Annotated in this window: 20 protein-coding genes and 1 tRNA gene; 9 read left to right on the forward strand and 12 right to left on the reverse strand. The window is 50.4% G+C overall.

The genetic code is table 11. The annotated features are described in order from the left end of the window. Window positions 1-47 precede the first annotated feature (47 nt). Window positions 48-1379, forward strand: a complete 1332-nt coding sequence (locus ACYVK4_RS19060; protein WP_461129115.1) for a DUF2254 domain-containing protein — start codon at window positions 48-50, stop codon at window positions 1377-1379. A gap of 56 nt (window positions 1380-1435) precedes the next feature. Here the strand turns inward: ACYVK4_RS19060 and ACYVK4_RS19065 are convergent, their stop codons facing one another. After that, window positions 1436-3487: a tetratricopeptide repeat protein gene (locus tag ACYVK4_RS19065; protein ID WP_461129116.1), complete on the reverse strand. Its 2052-nt coding sequence runs from the start codon at window positions 3485-3487 to the stop codon at window positions 1436-1438. Between the two features lie 288 nt (window positions 3488-3775). Between ACYVK4_RS19065 and ACYVK4_RS19070 the strand changes: the two genes are divergently transcribed. Beyond that, window positions 3776-4567, forward strand: a complete 792-nt coding sequence (locus tag ACYVK4_RS19070) for a DUF2310 family Zn-ribbon-containing protein (protein ID WP_461129117.1) — start codon at window positions 3776-3778, stop codon at window positions 4565-4567. Between the two features lie 164 nt (window positions 4568-4731). Here the strand turns inward: ACYVK4_RS19070 and ACYVK4_RS19075 are convergent. Further along, window positions 4732-4805 (reverse strand) — tRNA-Arg (locus ACYVK4_RS19075). Between the two features lie 326 nt (window positions 4806-5131). Here ACYVK4_RS19075 and ACYVK4_RS19080 point away from each other — a divergent pair. The 3 genes from ACYVK4_RS19080 (at window position 5132) to ACYVK4_RS19090 (ending at window position 6204) form a co-directional block, all read left to right on the forward strand. Further along, a complete protein-coding gene (locus ACYVK4_RS19080; protein WP_461129118.1) occupies window positions 5132-5470 on the forward strand; it encodes a hypothetical protein in 339 nt (112 codons plus the stop codon). Between the two features lie 127 nt (window positions 5471-5597). Next, window positions 5598-5849 (forward strand): hypothetical protein, encoded by a 252-nt coding sequence (locus ACYVK4_RS19085; RefSeq protein ID WP_461129119.1) that lies wholly within the window; start codon window positions 5598-5600, stop codon window positions 5847-5849. A 145-nt stretch (window positions 5850-5994) separates the two neighbouring features. Then, the gene (locus tag ACYVK4_RS19090; RefSeq protein WP_461129120.1) at window positions 5995-6204 is read left to right on the forward strand and encodes a hypothetical protein; all 210 of its coding nucleotides are present in this window, start codon (window positions 5995-5997) and stop codon (window positions 6202-6204) included. A gap of 10 nt (window positions 6205-6214) precedes the next feature. Here ACYVK4_RS19090 and ACYVK4_RS19095 read toward each other — a convergent pair whose 3' ends face one another. Then, window positions 6215-7924, reverse strand: coding sequence for a GMC oxidoreductase (locus ACYVK4_RS19095; RefSeq protein ID WP_461129121.1), 1710 nt, complete (start codon window positions 7922-7924; stop codon window positions 6215-6217). Window positions 7925-8029: 105 nt separating this feature from the next. After that, a complete protein-coding gene (locus tag ACYVK4_RS19100; protein ID WP_461129122.1) occupies window positions 8030-8590 on the reverse strand; it encodes a gluconate 2-dehydrogenase subunit 3 family protein in 561 nt (186 codons plus the stop codon). A gap of 120 nt (window positions 8591-8710) precedes the next feature. Here ACYVK4_RS19100 and ACYVK4_RS19105 point away from each other — a divergent pair, with 120 nt between their 5' ends. Then, the gene (locus ACYVK4_RS19105; protein WP_461129123.1) at window positions 8711-9358 is read left to right on the forward strand and encodes an HAD-IA family hydrolase; all 648 of its coding nucleotides are present in this window, start codon (window positions 8711-8713) and stop codon (window positions 9356-9358) included. Window positions 9359-9439: 81 nt separating this feature from the next. On the opposite strand, the gene ACYVK4_RS19110 is transcribed toward ACYVK4_RS19105, so the two are convergent. The 8 genes from ACYVK4_RS19110 to ACYVK4_RS19145 all read right to left on the reverse strand — a co-directional run bounded on the left by ACYVK4_RS19110 (window position 9440) and on the right by ACYVK4_RS19145 (window position 17817). Further along, the gene (locus ACYVK4_RS19110) at window positions 9440-9709 is read right to left on the reverse strand and encodes a hypothetical protein (protein WP_461129124.1); all 270 of its coding nucleotides are present in this window, start codon (window positions 9707-9709) and stop codon (window positions 9440-9442) included. Between the two features lie 93 nt (window positions 9710-9802). Beyond that, window positions 9803-10978, reverse strand: coding sequence for an MFS transporter (locus ACYVK4_RS19115; RefSeq protein ID WP_461129125.1), 1176 nt, complete (start codon window positions 10976-10978; stop codon window positions 9803-9805). A 121-nt stretch (window positions 10979-11099) separates the two neighbouring features. Then, window positions 11100-11927, reverse strand: coding sequence for a sugar isomerase domain-containing protein (locus tag ACYVK4_RS19120; protein WP_461129126.1), 828 nt, complete (start codon window positions 11925-11927; stop codon window positions 11100-11102). An 11-nt stretch (window positions 11928-11938) separates the two neighbouring features. Next, window positions 11939-12850, reverse strand: coding sequence for an ROK family protein (locus ACYVK4_RS19125; protein ID WP_461129127.1), 912 nt, complete (start codon window positions 12848-12850; stop codon window positions 11939-11941). A gap of 69 nt (window positions 12851-12919) precedes the next feature. Then, window positions 12920-13726 (reverse strand): sugar phosphate isomerase/epimerase family protein, encoded by an 807-nt coding sequence (locus ACYVK4_RS19130; RefSeq protein WP_461129128.1) that lies wholly within the window; start codon window positions 13724-13726, stop codon window positions 12920-12922. Between the two features lie 7 nt (window positions 13727-13733). Continuing rightward, window positions 13734-14579, reverse strand: coding sequence for a sugar phosphate isomerase/epimerase family protein (locus ACYVK4_RS19135; protein WP_461129129.1), 846 nt, complete (start codon window positions 14577-14579; stop codon window positions 13734-13736). A gap of 637 nt (window positions 14580-15216) precedes the next feature. After that, window positions 15217-16233: an acyltransferase family protein gene (locus ACYVK4_RS19140; RefSeq protein ID WP_461129130.1), complete on the reverse strand. Its 1017-nt coding sequence runs from the start codon at window positions 16231-16233 to the stop codon at window positions 15217-15219. Between the two features lie 477 nt (window positions 16234-16710). Continuing rightward, entirely contained in the window at window positions 16711-17817 is a 1107-nt protein-coding gene (locus ACYVK4_RS19145; RefSeq protein WP_461129131.1) for an acyltransferase family protein, read from the reverse strand. A 187-nt stretch (window positions 17818-18004) separates the two neighbouring features. Between ACYVK4_RS19145 and ACYVK4_RS19150 the strand changes: the two genes are divergently transcribed. The 3 genes from ACYVK4_RS19150 (at window position 18005) to ACYVK4_RS19160 (ending at window position 20165) form a co-directional block, all read left to right on the forward strand. Continuing rightward, window positions 18005-18148: a hypothetical protein gene (locus tag ACYVK4_RS19150; protein WP_461129132.1), complete on the forward strand. Its 144-nt coding sequence runs from the start codon at window positions 18005-18007 to the stop codon at window positions 18146-18148. A 279-nt stretch (window positions 18149-18427) separates the two neighbouring features. Continuing rightward, window positions 18428-18880 (forward strand): LexA family protein, encoded by a 453-nt coding sequence (locus tag ACYVK4_RS19155; protein ID WP_461129133.1) that lies wholly within the window; start codon window positions 18428-18430, stop codon window positions 18878-18880. A 1-nt stretch (window position 18881) separates the two neighbouring features. Further along, a complete protein-coding gene (locus ACYVK4_RS19160) occupies window positions 18882-20165 on the forward strand; it encodes a Y-family DNA polymerase (RefSeq protein ID WP_461129134.1) in 1284 nt (427 codons plus the stop codon). The last annotated feature ends 123 nt before the right edge of the window (window positions 20166-20288 follow it).

A 20288-nucleotide genomic window follows, 5' to 3' on the forward strand; every position in this document is an offset into this window, starting at 1 on the left:
GTCGACGGGTTTGTAAAAGCACATCCCTCGACCCTAAAAGCGATCTAATGACTACCCGGTTTCAACAGTATTGGCAGCAACTTAAAGAATCGCTTTGGTTTGTGCCGGGTTTGATGGTTCTGTCTTCGTTCGGGCTGGCCTTTGGGCTGGTGGAGTTTGACGTGCATACCAGCTGGCAGGGCCATAAAAAGCTTCCGCTTCTGTTTGGCACGGGTGCCGACGGGGCCAGAGGGATGCTGTCGGCTATTTCCAGTTCGATGCTCACGGTAGCTGCGCTGGCCTTTTCCTTAACGCTGGCCACGATTACCCAGGTTAGCAGCCAGTACTCACCCCGCGTGTTGCGCAACTTCATGCGCGACCGGGTCAATCAGGTGGTGATGGGTTATTTCGTCAGCGTTTTTGCTTATTGCCTCATCGTTCTGGGCACAATTCGCGGAACGGATGAAATTAAATTCGTTCCGGCAACGGCCGTACTGGCCGGTTTGATCTTGGCCCTGGGGGGCGTAGCGGCCCTGATTTTCTTTATTCATCACATAGCCGAATCCCTTCAGACCGGCACCATCGTTCAGCATATTTTCCACGAAACGAGTAAAGCCATTGAGAGCCTGTTTCCCGAAAGCTTTGGTGAACCGATCGACGACCCTAAAAAAGCAGAAGCCGCCCTGCGCTACTCCGATGAACAGACAGGCTGGTACCCGGTCAAAACCAGTCAGTCTGGCTACCTGCAACGTATCAATACGGATGGCCTCCTGAAATGGGCCACCCAAAATCATGTTGTCCTGCGCATCGAGAAGGAAATGGGTGCCTTTGTGGGCGAAGGAACGGTACTTTTTAGCGTACGTAGCGGCATGGAACGCCCCGATCCCGACCAGGCCGACTGGCCCGATGACCTGATAACGTACGTGAGTATCGGGCGGCACCGCAATGTTGAACAAGACGTTGCCTTTGGTATTCAGCAGTTGGTCGACATAGCCCTGAAAGCACTCTCTCCAGGTATCAACGATACCACGACAGCCATTATGGCTGTCGATTACCTCGGGGCAGTAGGTGAACGACTGGCCCGACGTGAGTTCTCCTCCCGATTGCGTTCCGATGGCAGGCACCTGCGGGTTCTTTTACGAAGTTCGAGCTTTGATGATTACATCCGACTGGCGTTTGACCTCCCCCGTATCAATGCGAAAGGTAACTTCGCTGTTTTTCGACGGTTGCTTCGGGCGCTGGCGCTGGTAAACGATGCCGCCTGTTCGGTAGATCGTAAACCGATCTTACGGGAGCAGGCCTCCCTGCTTATGACCTACGCTGAGCAGACACTCAGCAGCGATTATGAAAAACAGCAGGTACTCGATTTATACACCCGATTAATGAAGGCCTGGTCGTAAGCTATTTTCCGGTCTCACCTTTTTTCAGCCTATCCCCATTTTCATCAACTACGCGCTTACTCCAGACCCGGATTTCGCAGGGCAGGTATACGACGCAGATCGCCCGTTCTTACCTTGCTGATGTGTTGAGTTAACACGTTTTTCAGGGCTTTATCGGGGCAGTACGTCAGTGCCAGGGTAAACGCCTGTATGGCTTGCTGTCGGGCGTTCCGCCTGACGTACAAATTTCCTAACTCCCAGTCGGCCATGAAGTTTTTAGGATACAGGTCAACGGCAGCCTTTAAAAAGTGTATTGCTTTGGCGGTATCCGGTTTGGCATCGACGTACAATGCTTTGAACCCCTGTCCCCCCAGCCAAAAAGCCCGTTCGTTGGGTAGATAAAAGCGTCCCCGGTACACCAGCAAGTTGCCCATACGGGCTACGGGCCTGGCTTTTCGGAATACAGCCATCTCGTTATCCAGGTCATACAGATTGGGCGCTAATCGGTTGGTCGATATAAAAAACGTGCCCGACACATATGCCGATTGGTAACGGGCGCTGTCCTTCTCCGGACGTTCACCTATCCAGTGTATGTTATAATGTTGCTTCTCCGAACGACTGATTCCGTACCATATAAAGGGTATCTCGGCCGTTGGTTCCAGGTTCTTTTTATAATACTGAATCAATTCTGCTGACCGCTGGCACAAATCGACACCTTCATCACTAAAATAGTGATAACTGTTGGCGGCTCCTCCGGCAAATTCGTTAAAATATTCCCACGGACGCGTTACTGGCAGGGCCGATACAAGGGCAGCTACCCCAGCCAATACAACACCCGTCCGTCCCCATGTCAAGCCACTGGTCCAGGCGGTCGTAACTGCCAGGGCTCCCAGCAACGCCAGCACCGGCAATAATGCCAATGCATGCCGAACTCCTCCATAGGTAGACCCCGTTGCCAGAGCCAGCCAGAACAACCCGGCTAACAGTCCCAAACCAGCCAGCGGCAAGCATGCCGAACGGGGTAATTTCCTGCCGATCAACAACAGTAGCCCTGCCACAGAGAGTAAGAGCAGCCCAACAGGCAGTTTAGCGGCCCAAATGACCGGCGCATAATAGAAAGGAGCGCGGTTGAAATACGTCTGCCCAAAGGCATATACGGAAGCGGCTCGACCTTCTACCCCGGCTCGGAACGTGTCGGCCAGTCCCCATAAATAAGAGGCAGGCAGCCAATGCGCGTCCGACAGGCCATGAAGTATGGTTTTGGACATTGGTGACTGTATGTCGTCAATTTTGGCAGACAGCGGCCGGTTGAAGAACTCCCCGACAGTCGGGCTATCGCGATAACGAAAGCCGTAAAAACCCCACAGCACCACAACCGCACCCATCAATACGCCAGCTACCCGAAGGAGCCGCCCTACCCTGCCGGGCAACGCCTTTTGTCGTCCATCGACAAGCCTTCTCGTGGGCCCGGTCAGTGCCAGCACACTCCCAGGCAGACCAACCCCAACGGCCGTAATAATAGCCGAGTGTTTAGTGCTCAAGGCCAATCCCAGACAGGCCGCTGCCATCAGCAGATCTGCAAGTCGCCAGGATCGAAACGCAATTACGGCCGCCAGCATAGCCGCAGCCGACGTCAGCGCTACGGGCAGATCGGTCATGACAACGGGCAGATGAGCCGCGACCGTCGGGTCAATGACCAGATAAGCCAGCGTGCACAGCGCCACCGATGACCCGACTATGCGGCCAAGCATAACGGTAACTAATAATAAGAGCAGACTATTCAGCACAAACATAGCCGTCCGGGCCTGATGCTGAACCCGTTCCGGATCGTTCTTCTGGTACACATCCTGTTCGGCAAACTTCCGCTCGTCCTGTTTGTCGCTGAGGGGCCGGAACGGAGCCAGTTTGTAGCCATTCAGTAATACCCATTTCCCCACTATTAATTTGGTTAAAGGCGGGTGTTCGGGGTTTATGCGGAACGAGCCGGTTTGCGCATATGAAGCTCCTGCCATAATGTGATACGCTTCATCGAACGTGAAGCCATCGAGCCGGGTGGCCCAATTCGAGCGTATAACACCTCCACAAATAAGTAGCAGCGCGATCAGCCAGAAGCCGACCTTGCTTGCCAAAGGCCGATAAGATGAAGTATTTAGACGGGTAATTCTTTTTTCAGTGGATAGCATACATGTCTACTGCCCATTGGTCCGAAGCAAGGCAACACATAATACTAAAGGGCATAGGCCAATAAATACATTCACTTTTGTACCAACGGTTAATAGTTTATTAAGGGCACGAACCAGTGGCCGGGCTTCAATCGGAAAAAGTTTATAGAGTAGATTTAAGACTGCCTATTAGTTACCCTTTACCATCCTTGATCAGCCGATTAGTCTTTTACCGTATAGATAATTGCGTCTACTATGTACACCTTCGATCTGGTTGTCAACTTAGCTAACCTAAGCTTTGAAGACGTTCGCTACGAGAGCGAGAACTTATTGATCTATTTAGGCGGCAACAGCCAGATCATTAATCAGGAACACCAATTTATTCAGGATGGCGATCAACTCCGAATGCCGGTCATTTGTCCTCAACCAAATTCCCTGGATCCCTCATATAGCCATCGATTGGCGCTTCACTGCCTTGAACAGCTCCAAATCAAAACACAAACGCCTTTGGCAATCCGGCCGACAGGGCGAGCCGCTGACATGTTAACCGAACAGGTTCCTGTTACCTCAAGTAGTTATATTCTTTATGGGGACGGTTATTCACCCGTTGTCTGTGGGGATACGTATCGGCCAATTCCCCTTTATCGGTTGCCTCCTTTGAATCCGGAGACAAACGCCTACCAGGACTTAAACCTTTGGCATTACTCCTATCGATGTCTGAATGAGTTATGGTTTGTCAGTAATTATGGCGAGCGATTTGCCCTAAGACAACTACAGCAAGTAGGATCGCCCTTTTCTCAACAAGGTCGACGTTTATGTCAGCAAATTGAGCACCTTACCGGTAAGCCGACATACTACTTTTTAGACAATCGGCGCGGTTGGAGTGAACCCCGAGATAGAGCACAGAAATGCCCCCTTACAGGCCAGGATTGGCTCCTTGAAGGCAGCACATTTAATGACTTTATCGGTTTTAAGTGTGAAACGTCCCGTTTAGTTTCCAGACTATCAAGTATGGTGCGCTCTACAAGTCGCAGGGTAAAGTTCTGACTCCTGATCAGGACCGTGTGCAGGATGAAAGGATAAGGATTACGAAGAATCAGTTGGGCTTAAACCAGCCTCATGTCATTACCGTAAGTAAGGAAATTAACTTTGGTTGTACCCAAACGCAAATCAGCTAGCCAGCAATGAAGCTAACTAGCTGATTATCAAAGTGACCCCGATTGGATTCGAACCAATGACCGCCTTCTTAGAAGGAAGATGCTCTATCCAGCTGAGCTACGGGACCAGATGTAAAACCAGCTGCCCGGGGGAATCTGGTTAGTTTGTCGAGGTGGTCAAGCGGATTTGTTTCCGCTTGACCATTCTTACAGGCCGCAAAAATACGTTCAATGTACCTATAATGCAAAAAACTAAGCTACCAATATCAGCTTTCCCGCTGTTAGTAACTTAATAAGACAATGGAATTGAGTTTGCAGTCCGTGTTCGCCTGGGGAGTGGTAAACAGGCGGTGGTCCGCTATTTATTGATGGGTAGACAAAGCAGCTGCTATAACATTTACCCCCTGAGCAGGGTTATCTCCCCATCAATAGCCATAAACCCATTGACGAACACATGAGTAACCAGTCCGAAAATCTGAAAGTTATTTTTTATAATCCTGCCTCCGAAACCAAAGCCGGAAGCATTGTAGCCGATGCCTATTTTAGCTTCGTACCAACCTTTAAAGAAGGTGAAGAACTAAACATCACCCTTGCCCGCCGGGAAGCAACCGATGAGGTTGTGCATGATCCAATTGGTCACAAAACCCACCGGGTTGTTAAAACGGACTGGGTTTTGATGATTGACGAACCTTCCAAGAATGCGCTGGCAACCCTTGTCGTATCCGTGGAACCAATTAGCCAACACACCCAAACCACAACAGTTTATTCCAATAGTGTGGCCAATCAGATGTAAAGTGGGGCTGGAAGGATTAACGGAGTTGGCCATCAATCAACTCGCATAATGGCCAGGGCCAAAAGGTATATATACCTTTTTCTACTAAAAAACTGTTATCTTGTAAATCTGGAAAAATACCTTAATTATGGCTCGATTTATTGAATTGACAGTTAGTGCCCAAAAGACCTTATTTGACGCCGGACATATTGCCTCAGTAATGGACATGGCTGCGGGATGCTATATATATGTAGTTGGAATTGCTCAGCCGTTTGGGGTATCAGAAACATATCAGGAAGTGGTAGGTGCCTTAAAAAGAGCTCCTGACATCGCCGGTTTTGTCTATTCCCTCATCGACCAGTCTAAAGCACCAAACCCACCGGCTACATTTGGCTTTTAGGTTCGTTCACCCAGTGCTTATTAAAACAAAAAGGCTCTATCCTAAACAGATAGAGCCTTTTTGTTTATTTACCGCCTACCGGTCAGTCTGCCGGCACGCTTCCCGACTGGAATTTTGAACAGCATTGACCTTTAGTACGCAACTGGTGAAACAAATCGAGTCTTTGTCCATCCGGCTGATCGGCAAAAAATTGTTAGAGTATGTCCCCAAACCGTTGAATCACGCGGAGTGGCTCCTTTTAATGATCTACCTCCAGCTTACTATTGATGAGCGGGGAAGAAGTCGCGTAATGCCAACAGCAGAAGAGGAATCGGCCCGGTTATTGGCACAAACGGCAATCTTCCTGATTCAGTAGAGTCATTCAGTTAAAGTCGCTGCGCTTTCAGTTCACGAACGGCGAAATCGGCCGCGCGTGCCGACAGGGCCATGTACGTTAAGGATGGGTTGACACAGGACGACGAGGTCATGCAGGCCCCGTCGGTTACAAACACATTCTTAACGCTATGGATCTGATTATGGCCGTTGAGTACCGATGTTTTAGGGTCTCGACCCATACGGGCGGTACCCATTTCGTGAACGGCTCCGCCCACAACCGAACCCTGATCGTAGCCCTTCACGTTGGTCAGCCCGGCCGATTCGAGCATTTCCTTCGAATCGTTCAGCATATCGACCCGCATTTTGTGCTCGTTTTCGCCAATCTCGGCATCAAAGGCTACAGTGGGCATCCCCCATTTATCCAGCTTCGTTTTGTCAAGATACATTCGGTTTTTGTACTCGGGAAGTTGCTCGCCAAAGCCGATCAGACCCATTTGCCACTGTCCCGGACGGGTTAGTTCTTCTTTCAGCGACTCGCCAAACGACAGCTCAGCCACACTACGCTGCCAGCCCTGCCGACCACCGCCCCCCTGGTACCCGAACCCCCGCAGGTAGTCGCGCTTGTCGGCTCCGATATTGCGGTAGCGGGGAATGTAAATACCGTTGGCCCGGCGGCCATAGAAATACCGATCCTGGCCTCCCTCCCACAAACCCGAAGCCCCAATCCGGAAGTGATGGTCCATGAGATTATGCCCCAGCTGCCCCGAATCGTTACCCATTCCATTCGGATAACGATCGGATACCGAATTCATAAGGAGGGCGGTTGAGGCCATTGCACTGGCACAAACAAAGATTACTTTGGCAAAATAGTCGCGTTGTTCGAGGGTTTCGGAATCAATTACCCGGACACCGGTGGCCCGTTGTTTTTGGGCATCGTGAATAATTTCCCGCACAACCGAATGCGGCCGCAGCGTCAATCGACCCGTCCGGACGGCGGGGGGCAGTGTACAGGATTGGGTACTGAAATAGGCCCCGTACGGACAGCCTCGTATACACTGGTTGCGGTACTGGCAGGGGGCTCGCCCATTGTCAAGCTGAAGTTTATGGGCTTCAGACAAGTTAGCCGTTCGCCCGATGGTCATTATCCGCCCCGGAAAGTTCTTTTCAATCCGTTTCCGTACCTCTTTCTCGACAAGAAACATCTCCATGGGCGGCAGGAATTCACTATCCGGAAGTTGAGGCAATCCTAGTTTTTCGCCCGAGATACCGGCGATCTTCTCTACGTATGAATACCAGGGGGCAATGTCTTTGTAACGAATGGGCCAGTCGACACCCACTCCTTCTTTGGCATTGGCGGCAAAGTCAATATCACTGAAACGGTACGACTGCCGCCCCCACATGATGGATTTGCCCCCTACGATACCGGGCCGTAACCAGCGAAACGGTTTATCCTGTCGATAGGATGTATCGGCACCGGGCATCCAGTAGCTCTGGACGCTATTGGCCATCGTCGAGTCCTGCGGAGCCTGCGGATACCGGGTAGCCAGATCGCCCAGGCGGCTCGTTTCCGGCATCTGCCAGGGCGCCTTCAGGGCGTCTTCATACCCCGTTACGTGTTCCAGCGGACGTCCCCGTTCCAGCATTAACACCCGCAAGCCCTTTTCTGTCAGTTCCTTGGCAGCCCATCCGCCACTAACTCCCGACCCAACAACGATTGCGTCGTAGGTCATCTCTTTTTTTGCGTCTATCGTGAGGTTCATTCTGAAGTTGTAAGTTGGTAAGTGGTAAGTAATAAGTAGTCGAGCGGTACGTGTATGCCTGTATCTGGCACTTACTACTTACCACTTGACCACTTACCACTCCCTTCAAATCGCCCAGCTTTTCTGGGTTGATGTTAGCGGGATGTCACCCTGAAAGCGGCCGGGGATGGCGATGTAATCGAGCGCTTTGGTAGCGCCCATTTCTGACGTAAAATAGCCGACGATCGTTAGCTCACGCAGACTCAGAAAAAAGGGTTTCTCCTGCTGGGCCAGCTGGCCGACCAGCTCGATTCGCTGTGGTGTAGTCAGTTCGCCAAAGGGTTTACCAAATGCAGCCTGGCTACGTTGCTCCGTTTGCTGAAGCCCTCGCAGAAACAACTCCTGCTGGCTGGCGGCACTGCAATGACCAATGACATAGTCAATAAACTGGTCAACTCCAGCCTCCCGGGCACCGGGGGTGTTTGTAGGAGGGATAATTATATCGACCAGGTTGGCGACCAGTGTTTGCTGATCCGCAGAAAACCGGATGGGATTGTCGTTTCGGAATTCGCCCCCCAGTGCAGCCTGAACAGAGAGCGACAGGGTTCCGCCCACCAGCAAAGCCAGTCGCTGCAGCGCTTCCCGACGGGGTATGGATTCAGTAGAGATTGACGAGTTTGGCTTCATGGGTGGTAAGAGAAGGTCATTGGTGCCAGTACATGATCATGTCCTCTAAAGCATCACCGTACAATTCCTTACCCGATTATTTATAATTTTACTCCTTCAGCGTTATTGGTACTGCTCACAATGAATTACAAACTGGTCATTTTCGATTTCGACGGCACGCTGGCGGATTCGTTTCCCTATTTTCTGCGTACGATAAACATCCTCGCCGTCAGGTATAATTTCAAACAGGTTGAGCCACAACATATCGACCAGTTGCGGGAACTCGATGCGCGACAGATGATGAAACTTGCCCAACTACCCGCCTGGAAAATTCCGTTTATTGCCCGGTCCTTTATCCGGCTGATGGCCCGCGACATTGATCAGATCCGGTTATTCGACGGTGCTTCCACACTCCTGAAGCAACTGGCCGATCAGGGAGTTCAACTGGCAATTGTCAGTTCAAATTCGGAAGGTAACATTCGACGGGTCTTAGGCCCTGACAATGCCGCCCTCATCAATCAATATGCTTGTGGCGCGGGGCTGTTTGGCAAGCAGCGCAAATTCAGACGAGTGCTGGCAAATCAGGGTATTAAGCCGGGAGAAACCCTGTGTATTGGCGACGAAATACGGGACATTGACGCAGCCCGAAAAGTAAAAACGGCCGTGGGAGCCGTTTCCTGGGGGTATACCCATGTTAATGCTCTGAAGGTACAGACAGACATTACCCTGTTCAATTCGTTCGAGGAAATTTCATTGGCTGTATTGGGGAACCCTTCCCCAAAGAGTTAGTGAGTCAGCAGCTCGAGGATAAACGCCGTTACTGAAAGATGTGGCCGTTATCCCCGAGCTGCTGACGCTTATCACACAACCTTAAAAACGGGGCTGAACAAACGTAGAGTCCGGACTGAACAGGATGTCGGGAGCAGGGCGTTGGGAATAGGCTTCCCATTCAGCAGAGGGTTCGGGCAGTTGTCCGTTGACTTCATTAATGAGCGATTCCAGAAATTTCCGTTCCTGCTGATAGATATGCACAACCGATTCATTGGAAGCATCCTTCGCTTTCTGGCCTTCGGTCATCACGGTTTTCCAGCGTTCGATGAGTTGATTAAGCACATTCGACAAAATAGATTGATCATTCATGGGCATACTTGCTGGATTCCGTCACAGCATCGGGTTCATTGGCTGGTATTCAGAAAAGAACCCGATTCCGGTTAAAAAGTTAGGCCTGCCCGGTCAGGAATACACCGGCCGTTGCCGTTTACTTACCATCAAGACTACTAAAGCGAGACTACTCCAGAGGAGCAGCTGCCAGGTCACCAGCGTCCATCCACCCCAGGTCCAGCACTGAATACCCACCAGCGTTCCAACGGCTCCGCCGATAAAGTAGGATGTCATATACACCGTATTGATGCGGCTGTGAGCGGTACTGTCGAGGGTGTAAATGAGCGCTGTATTGGTCATCTGAATCGACTGAGCTCCCAGATCCAGGAGCAGAACTGTCAGGATAAAGGCGATGGAAGAAGATGGGAAAAGCTTAACGATCAATACGCTTACGATGAGCAGGCACGCCATGAACAGGCGTATTCGACTGGCATTACCCTTGTCGGCCTGTTTACCAAAAACAGGAGCCAGTAAAGCCGCCCCGATAGCCAGCAGGCCAAATAAGCCAATGGTACCGGTTTGGTAATGAAAAGGCGGACCACTGAGGTGAAACGTCAGCGTGGTCCAGAAGGAACAAAACGTGCCGAACACCAGCGCACCCAGCAAGGCCGTATTGCGCAGCAGCGGAAAACGACGAACCTGCACCAGTGTGGAGGTGAGCAAATCGGCATAACTACCGGTGAATGCTGACGGTACATTGGGTAATGAAAGCTGCAGGGCCAGCGCGACCGCGCCAACCATGACTGCCGAAATGCCGTATACATACCGCCAGCCAAACCATTCGGCAATAAAACCACTAAAGACGCGGGCAAACAGTACGCCCACTAAAATGCCGGTGAATATAATACCGACAACCCGGCCCCTGTTTTCTTTGGCCAGACTGGCTGCCATCGGCACAATGATCTGAACAGAAACGGCAAAAAGACCGATCAGGAAACTCATGATATTCACGATGAGCAGGTTGCTGGCCACGGCCATACAACCCAGCGCTATTACCAGCAGTACCTGCAACAGCAGCATCAGCCGCTTCCGATTGACCTTATCGCCCAGGGGCGTCAGAAAGAAAAGACCCATTCCGTAACCAGCCTGTGCCAGCACCGCCACCCGACCCACCTCATTTTCACTGGCGCGAAACGAGTGAGCCAAATGCGGCAGAATGGGTTGATTGTAATAAATATTCGCCACACAGACACCCGCCGAAATAGCCATGATGGCAATCTGGCCCGGTGTTAATCCATTGCTCTTCATAGAGACAAAAATAAGGATGTCCCTCCAAAGTAGCAGGGCTTTCGATAAGACCCGTGACGATTACCTACTACTCTGCGAGGGATCTGGGGCACGGGTCTTACGGATAAACGTAACTACCTCATCATTCCTGAGGCTGAACAGGTGAGTTCGATGGCTCACTCACGTAAGAAGGCACGCCAACCCGCTGGTAAAGTTTGGCCAGTCGGTGAGCGTGTTCATCATACGCACTCTCGAAGAGCGAGACCGCTTTTTCCGGTCCAACGACATTCCCGGCCGAAAGCACAGTGGGCGGATGCCCGGCTTTGGTGAGGAACTGGGCGACCTCTGCCTTGATGCAGTTGACCAGTACAACCCCTCCCACTGTCGAACCCGGTGCTACGGGCGTGTCCAGCCCCGGCACGGTGATCATGGCATCGCCAACGGGCGCACCGGTATCCAGGATCAGGTCAGCGAAATCGCTCAGCTTCTTGCCGTCTGCCCGTTTGCTGGTACTTTTTTCGGCATGGTCTTTCGTGATCAACGCCACCACTTTAATACCCTGCTGCTGAAACAACTCGGCCATTTCGATGGGGACCACGTTGGAACCACTGGAGGAGATCACCAGCGCTGAATCCAGATTCGACAGGTCATAGTTGCGGAGAATTCGCTGGGCCAGACCGGGCACATTCTCCAGAAACATAGCCTGACGCTGACCGTTGGCTCCCACAACGAGGTTATGAAAGGAAAGCGAGAGTTCAACAATCGGGTTGAATCCCGGAAAAGAGCCGTAGCGCGGCCACATCTCTTCAACCATGATCCGGCTGTGGCCACTGCCAAACAGATGCACCATACGTCCGGCCAGAATGGTTTGACTGAACCACTGGGCCGCCTGCTGAATAGCCTCCGACTGTTGCTCGATGGTTGTCAGGATACCGCGGGAACGCTGAATATACTCGGCGATAAGGGTCATACTCGTTACAGTTAATCGTTCAAGAAAGCCGCAGCGCCAATGGCCCCGGCCCATTCTTCAAAATACGCTTTACAGAGAGTGGCCTTCTTACCGGACGGCCGCCATTCAAACAGGTCGAAAAAAGTTTGAAGGGGGTCGAGCAGGTCCCTGTCGGCCTGCATGATGCCGCCCCCCAGCACGACGACCTCCGGCGAAAAGGCGTTGACCATGGAAGCCAGCGCAACGGCCAGTTGCCGGATGGATGTCAGCCATACCTGAGTAGCCAGCGGTTCGCCCTGCCGGTAACCATCGACCAGTTCGTAGGTCGATGTATAGCGGCCAAACGACCGGCGGCCAACAGTTACATTCCCTATGGCATCTTCCAGGCTGCCGGGCATATTGGTGATATCGGGATGAACACTGTCGGCGTTTACTGTCGTATGGCCAAGGTGACCCGCCATTTGAAAAAAGCCCTGATAGAGCTGTCCATTCAGTAGGAGTCCTCCGCCAACACCCGTACCCAGGGTTAGCATCAGGCCATGCTGAACGCCCCTGAGGGCACCAAAGCGAGCTTCGGCCATGAGGGCAGCATGCGCATCGTTCAACACCCGAACGGGTTGACCCAGATAGGCCGACCAGTCGAAACCTTCCAGCCCCTGCAGGCGGCCCGGCATGCAGGCAACGGCTGTGTTGTCGGGCGTAGGGAGCCCCGGCGCCGACAGGCCAATTCCCTGAATCGGTGCCGTTGCCGCCAGACGCAGGGCCTGAACCGTTTCGGCCACGGCTCGCTGCCAGTGCCCGCCTTCGCCGTCGCCGGTTGGGGTAAGTAACTGGTGCAGAACCGCTCCATTGTTTGCGTCAATCAGTACACCTTTAATTCGGGTCCCACCCAAATCTATACCGATTACCGACTTACCAGCCGGGTGGTCCCGCGAAATTTCCATAGGAGTAGATTGAATGTCAAAAATACGGACTGTCGACCGAAGACAGTTCTCAACGTCGGCACTACCGAATCAGGCATATCGCTCTTTCAGCAGGTTCATCATGAACACGTTTATTTCCCACTGGTCACCAATGGGCAACTGGGTGTAGGGCATAACGGGCATGTAGGTCGCCGGGCCGAATTCGGTCGTAACGGTCAGCTGTGTCCCGGCGGCCTGGTGTGTTTGTACAACCCGATCCCACCAGGCCAGATGCGTGCTGAAGGTCAGCGCCCACTCCGGCGCTCGGGGGTCGTTGACCTGCGGCCCTTCCGGATGCCCTACCCGACTGTGGATATGGTCAGTATGGGCAATGGCCAGATTGACCGATTCGGCCTGATCCTCGAGCAGCGACTCATGGACATTGCACCAGTGCGAAATGTCCAGACAAATACGCAGGTCGGGCAATTGAGTCAGGTACTGCCGGGTAATATGACCCGCAAAAAGGGCTTTTCCCCGGTGGGTTTCGTGCGTGATGTGAACGCCTGTTTCGGCCGCAATTCTGGTGGCTATGTCAAAAAGATGCCTGTTCTGATCGAATGAAAAGTAATCCTTGCCGGTCTGGCAGTTGATGAACACCGGCTTAACGTCGGCCAGGTTGCGCAGGTACATTTCATAGTTCCGGCCGTGTTCGTCCAGATCGGCCTCAAACGACTGCCAGTACTGACCGATGAACTCAAGGTCATGTCCCCGTATCGTATCAATAACAGCCTGTCGGGCTTCGGCCTCCAGGGGCAGTGCCATTTCGACACCATCATACCCAGCGGCTTTTACCCGTTGACAAAACAGGGGGAAAGGCAGCGTGTTTCCCCATTCGGGCGCGTAAAATTTGATCGGCATCAGCTAATTACTTTTTCAGGTCTTTCAGATAAGCAATGCTTTGCGGCACCTGCGTAGCAATGCTGGGGCTTTCGTCTTCAATGTAAAAGTGCTGAACGCCCGATTTCTGAGCCGCGGTCAACACGGCCGGCAAATCAATCTGACCTGTTCCCAGCGCTACATCGTTCTCGACCGGTGTGCCGCCCGACAAATTACCGACAATGCCCTTTCGCAGGTCTTTCAAATGCATCAGTTTAAAGCGTTTCGGGTATTTGTTGAGCAGGGCAACGGGGTCATGACCCGGGAAAACCGTCCAGAGAATATCCAGTTCGAAACTTACATACGTTGGGTCGGTATTTTTAACGATGTAATCGAACAACGTACCGTCTTCGTACGTCTCGAATTCATAGCCGTGGTTGTGGTAGCAGAACGTAAGCCCGTATTCATCTTTCAGCTGTTTGCCAAAGCGATTGAAATCATCGACGGTTTTTTTGGCCATATCGAGCGTAAAAGGGCCCTGATGTGGTATCCAGGCCACCCGCACAAACTGAGCACCAAGGGTTTTGGCATTCTGACCTACCTCCGCCAGTTTGTTTTGCAGATCCGGGTACCCTACCCCGAAAGAAGAACACTTCATCCGTCGCTCGTCCAGGAGTTTACGCAGATCGGCGGCCGTTTTGCCGAACAGATTGGAGAATTCCATGTCGGTAATGCCATACGCCTTGATGGTGTCGAGCGTGGCGGCTACGTTCTTCTGAAAGCTGTTGCGATACGTGTACGACACCATACCGGGCGTTTGTGGAAACACTTTTTTTTGAGCCTGAGCCGAGCCCATACCCAGCAGGATAACGAAAGCGAATACGCTGTTTTTCATAGGTAAAATTGAATAGGCAAACGATCGTCGACCCCGGCAGACAATACCGTTCCAGGGCCTGTTGTACTTCTCAAGCTCAGTCACGGCATTTTTTACCCATTTACCAGTAGCCAATGCCATTTTACAGGCTCCTCAGCCTTACTGGTAGCCCGACACATTTTTTGACTAACTACGCGAAAGCTGTCTTTACGGGCCCTCTGATGCCATACACCCCGGCAGAATCCGGGTCAATGCCCGAACCCTACCGGTGCACGGCGTAACCTATCCTCACTCGGCCACAATCCGCGTTTGCGGGGCGCTCTGCTTGATTCGGTGGAGAAGCCAGGTAAGCTGCGGCAGGCAACACGAAAAAACTCCATAATGCGGGGTCCGCTCACCTCAGATGTCGGCAATGCCATCGCGTGTTTGATTCATAAACCGTCCAATTGGAGAGGTGGGGGCAGGGTAAACCTGTCCCGCTAATTGGCAATATAACGGCTTTCTCAAACCTGCGGGTTTCGTTTAGTGCTATTCTAATTCTAGTCCAGACCTGTGTCGAGTTCTCCGATTATCCGGCAATTCCCCTGCCCATTCCCTTACTTTCTGGGCCAGACAGGCTGTTTCCCACCAGGCCCTGGTTGATCGATTCCAGGTGCGTTTAGGTTGCCACAACCGGTTTATGCCCTTTGTACCAGTTACGTATATACGCATTGGAAGGGTTCTCTATATAAACACTGAAGACAGTCGCTATCATAAGACAAAAAAGGATAGCCATCAAACGAGCGAGCCCATACGGCACCCCGAAGGTATCCATCCAGGGCAGCAGGATATGCTTGCCCATATAGTGGTGAAGCAGGTAAAATGAATAGGAAATGCTGCCCAAAAAAAGAGTAAGCTTGTTTACGATCCAGTTCATACGTCCGGCAACAAATAGAAAAAACAAGCCGACAAACCCGATAATCATACCGGCATGCTGCACAGCAGAAATGGAACGAAACGTATGTCCGTTCTGATGAAGCATACACTGTAGGCCAACGCATACAGCCAACAGAAACACCCGGCGGGCCGTTATGCGGCTGTAATGCATATTGTAAAAGAGAATCCCGACAAAGAACAGAGCCCCCTGATTTAAAAATTCGATTCGGCCGGTCAGCGACTTATACAGGGCTGGCATAAGCGTCGGTAAGATCAGATGCAGCATTAAAAGTGCAACAAGCATCGCTACGCCCCAGGCTTCTATTCGCCGGAGTTGATTCGTGACCAGACAAAGTCCCATCAGTATGTAGAACGTTAGTTCAACACCTAATGTCCAGTAGCTCGGATCAAAGGAATGCACAAACGCCAGTGAAGGAATCATGGTAACGTGCCATGCTATATTGCCGGGCGTTAACTGTGCCGGATCGAAGTACAGATACAAACCAATAGTTAAGCTTAGGGCTACCCAGTAAGTAGGGAACAAGCGCGAAAATCGGGATACCACAAAGTCACGCCATGTCTTCGTGTTGCTGATGCTAAGCAGGATAACGTAACCGGAAATGATAAAGAATAAGTCAACACCCGTACTACCTAAGCTCCATAATGTTGATTGATATCCTGATTCGGTATAATGGTGAGCAGCGACACCCAGAGCAGCAAATCCCCTAAGTCCGTCTAATTCCTGTAAACGTTTATTCATGTGGTAGAAAGTTTCGACCAACATACTAAACGCAGGCGCGTTTCTCCGTTTAATTTATCGTAGATAGACAAAATTAACTAAGCGGTATGAATTCAATATTTACACAAATTCATACTAAGGGGCTTACTAATTTTCAATATTTGTTTACAAAATGCCGGTTCACAGCCAAAAAAGTTTGCTAAATAAAAACTGACGGTTACACCAAGGTCAAGCCATTACCACGGACCGCTCAAACCTGGCCCAGACATAAATCATAAAAACGATTAAAAAGGAAACGTATTTAGCTAAAACAGTCCTCTATCAGCTCACAATAACCAGAGCCTGTATACGTATTCCAAGGCCATTTCGCTTAACAAAAAATGGCTGATATTTTTGACTGAATCCATCGGTTACTGAGTCCTGATTTACGCCGTCTTCAGCTAAAAAGAACGAATAGACTGTTAATGCAGCAGGATGGCATAGCACGCACAGGTTTGCTCATACCATCTGGTTATAGGCCTTACTCGATTGATTAAGGCTAAAATATTTCTTTACACTCGAAAATGGCTTTTCGACCAGAAAATACGACAGTACACTGATTAGTAATAAAAGGATAGCTGATTCAAAGAAATTAATCCAGTTAAGATGGCTGAGAAAAACATCAGGTAGATTTACGTTAATTGTCAGCCAGAAAAAATCATTTTCGATCAACAGGGGTATGATAAGATGGTACAAGTATAACCCATAACTAATTTTACCAAGAAACAGTAAGAAAGGATTATATAAAATGGTATCAACCAAAACGCTTCTTTTAGTATGATTGACAACCAAATAGGTTAAAATCCATAAAGCAATAATACCGGCGCAGGTTCTTAATATCGTAATTTCCCACAGGTCCTGATACATGAACCAGACATACAGGCAAACGCTTATAAGCGCAGCTATCGTAACTCTCTTGTAAAATTTATTGATCAGGTTAGGGTTATAAACAACTACCCAGGACAACAGGGCGCCCATGCCAAAACAATCAAAACAGGTAAAGGGCAAAAGGTGGCCCAGGGGAATAGAACGAAATAAAAACTGCGTAACAACGCCACAAAGAATGAACCCCAGAATAATGCCTAAAAGATATTTTTTATTGAAAGATAACATCAACCAGGGCCAAATTAAATAAAATTGTGCACCAACCGCCAAAGTCCAGACATTGGGTATCGGAGCCTCGAAAACATGTTTTGAATAAAAATAAAAATTAGACGTATAAGTTAAGTAATAATAAAAATCAGCTGTGATCGTATGGGTCTTTTGAAAGTAATAAACCAACAAAGCAATGATCAGTAAATAGTAAATGGGGAAAATTCTAAGGGCTCGACGGGCATAAAACTTCAAGAGCACTTTTACCGATGGGCTTCCGTACGGCCATGTCTTTTCCCGTTGGTTAAATAGTATATTCGTAATCAGAAAACCGCTGATCACAAACAACGTATTCACCCCAATGCTATCCAGACCAAGCTGGCGACTTAAACTACTGGCATCTATCCAATGACTGGCAATAATTAAAAGTACGGCCATTGCTCTGATGGCATCAATTGGTTTGAGATAACCCATATAAAGTATATATCAGTAGATGTATAGTAACTTAGAATATTTCCTAATCGCTGTGCAGAGATTTGTTATAAACTTAAATAGATTATCATTACTAGCCAGACAAAAAACAGGCAAAACGTGTAGCGAAATTACATAATCCATCGAATAAGGTCATTATAAAAAAGGTATTCTCTCGATTCCATTCAACATGCATCAAACCACACAAAACCAACCTCTCCCAGGCGACTACTACGGAATTGTCTATAAAGGCTCTCTCGTCATACCCTTGCTGGTTATTATCATGGTCATTGCCCTGGCCCTTTGGCTATGGTCTGCAAAGAAGCGGAAGTAACTAGTTTAGCAGCCGTATTTCCGTTCACCCACTAGTAAAAGAAGACACAAATTTGTGGGTGAACGGCCTACAGTCGATAAGCCACTATAGGCATCTACCAACTATCTAGAAAAAGACAGACCGATGCCAGACTGTCCCTCTCAAGGCACTTGACAAATTGCTCAAGACGCTTGTCCACGTTCCATGCTCACCGTTGATAGGTGCGCCCAACTATACCAAATTTGTATTACATATAATAAAACTATAATATAGCAGTTCGTTACAAAAATCGGACTGCCTATGATAGACACTATAGACCATCTGCTGCCTGACTCTATTACGCGAGCCAGGGTATCATCCAAACATAAAATTCCCTTTCTGACCGCTATGGTGCAGGCGGGCGGCTTTCCCTCCCCCGCCGAAAACTACGTCGAACGACGGTTAGATCTCAACGACCTCTGCATTGCTCATCCCGAAGCGGCTTTCTTCGTTCGGGTGACCGGCGACAGTATGATCGGGGATCGAATTTGTCCGGGTGATGTATTGGTGGTCGATAGTTCGAGAACGCATATCGACGGAAAAATTGTCGTCGTCTGGTACGATGGCGGCCACTCCGTAAAACGTATCAAGCAGGCGGGTGAACTCATCGTGCTAGAATCGTCCAACGAGAAGTATCTGCCCATTTATGTACATGCGGGGGAAGCATTCAGCATTCTGGGGGTGGTCACGCATAACATTCAAACCGTTTACTGATATGTTCGCTCTGGTCGATGCCAACGCCATGTACGTTTCCTGTGAACGTAGTTTCAATCCGGCTTTGATCGGCAAACCGGTTGTCGTGCTGTCGAACAATGACGGGTGCGTAGTAGCCCGCTCCAACGAAGCGAAAGCGTTGGGTATAAAAATGGGCGTACCCCTGTTTGAGATCAATGCGCTCCTGGAACAGCACGACATAGCTGTTTTCTCGTCTAACTACACACTCTACGCCGATATGAGTGCCCGGCTGATGTCGCTGTTGAACCGCTTTGTAGAAGACGTAGAGGTGTATTCAATTGATGAAGCTTTCCTGGCCGTCGATGGCTATGAGGGACTATACCCAACGTATCAGAGTTTGGGAGAAACGATTCGCACCACCGTCAAACAGTGGCTTCGTTTACCCGTATGCATTGGGTTCGGCCCAACCAAAACGCTGGCCAAGCTGGCGAATAAAGTAGCCAAGTCAAGGCCCGAACTCAATGGCGTGTGCGTACTGGATACCCCCGAACGAATAAACGAAGCCTTAACTGATTTTCCTGTGGGCGATCTGTGGGGTGTGGGACGACGGTACGCGGGCAAGCTCAAGCAGAACGGTATCACGACAGCCGCCCACCTGCGCGACGCCAACGACGACTGGATTAACAGCGTCATGACCGTTAACGGGCTTAGACTGGTGCATGAGCTAAGAGGCTTCCCCTGCCGGATGCTGGAAGTTAGTCAACCCCCTAAAAAAGCCATCGTGTCGGCCCCCAGCTTTGGGCGTATGGTCCCCGACCTGCGAACGATCACCGAGGCTCTGACGACTCATTTAGCCCGGGCGGCCGAGAAACTACGCCGACAAGACTCCCTTTGTGGCACCCTCACGGTCTTTCTGCATACTAACCGGTTCCGGCGAACGCCCGGCAATAGGCAACTCAGCAAGCAATATTACAACGCCCGGACGATTGAGCTACCCCACCCAACCAGCAGCACCTCGGAACTTATACAGTATGGGGAAACGGCGCTTAAGTCCATCTTTCAATTCGGCTACAACTATCAGAAAGTAGGCTTAATCCTTTCCAACTTCGTCCCGTTCGACTACCGGCAAAAAGGCGTATTTGTGGAAGGCCCCGACGAACGACTCCTAAAACTATCGGGCGTTATCGACAAGCTGAACCGTCGACACGGACGGGATTTTGTCCGGCTGGCGTCCCAGAACGGCAAGCCCGATTGGGGCCACCGGCAGGAGCATTTGTCAAGGTGTTACACCACTCGCTGGAAGGATATATTGACAGCGAGTTGATGGAAACCTGTACCGTTCCAGCTAAATGTGAACAATTCCAAAAGTTGTGGAGGGTTTGTATTCTCCATGTTTGTGACCGGAATCAACCTAACTTGTTTGGAGAATTTTCTACCTCGGTTAGGT

The sequence above is a fragment of the Spirosoma aerophilum genome (assembly GCF_054782495.1).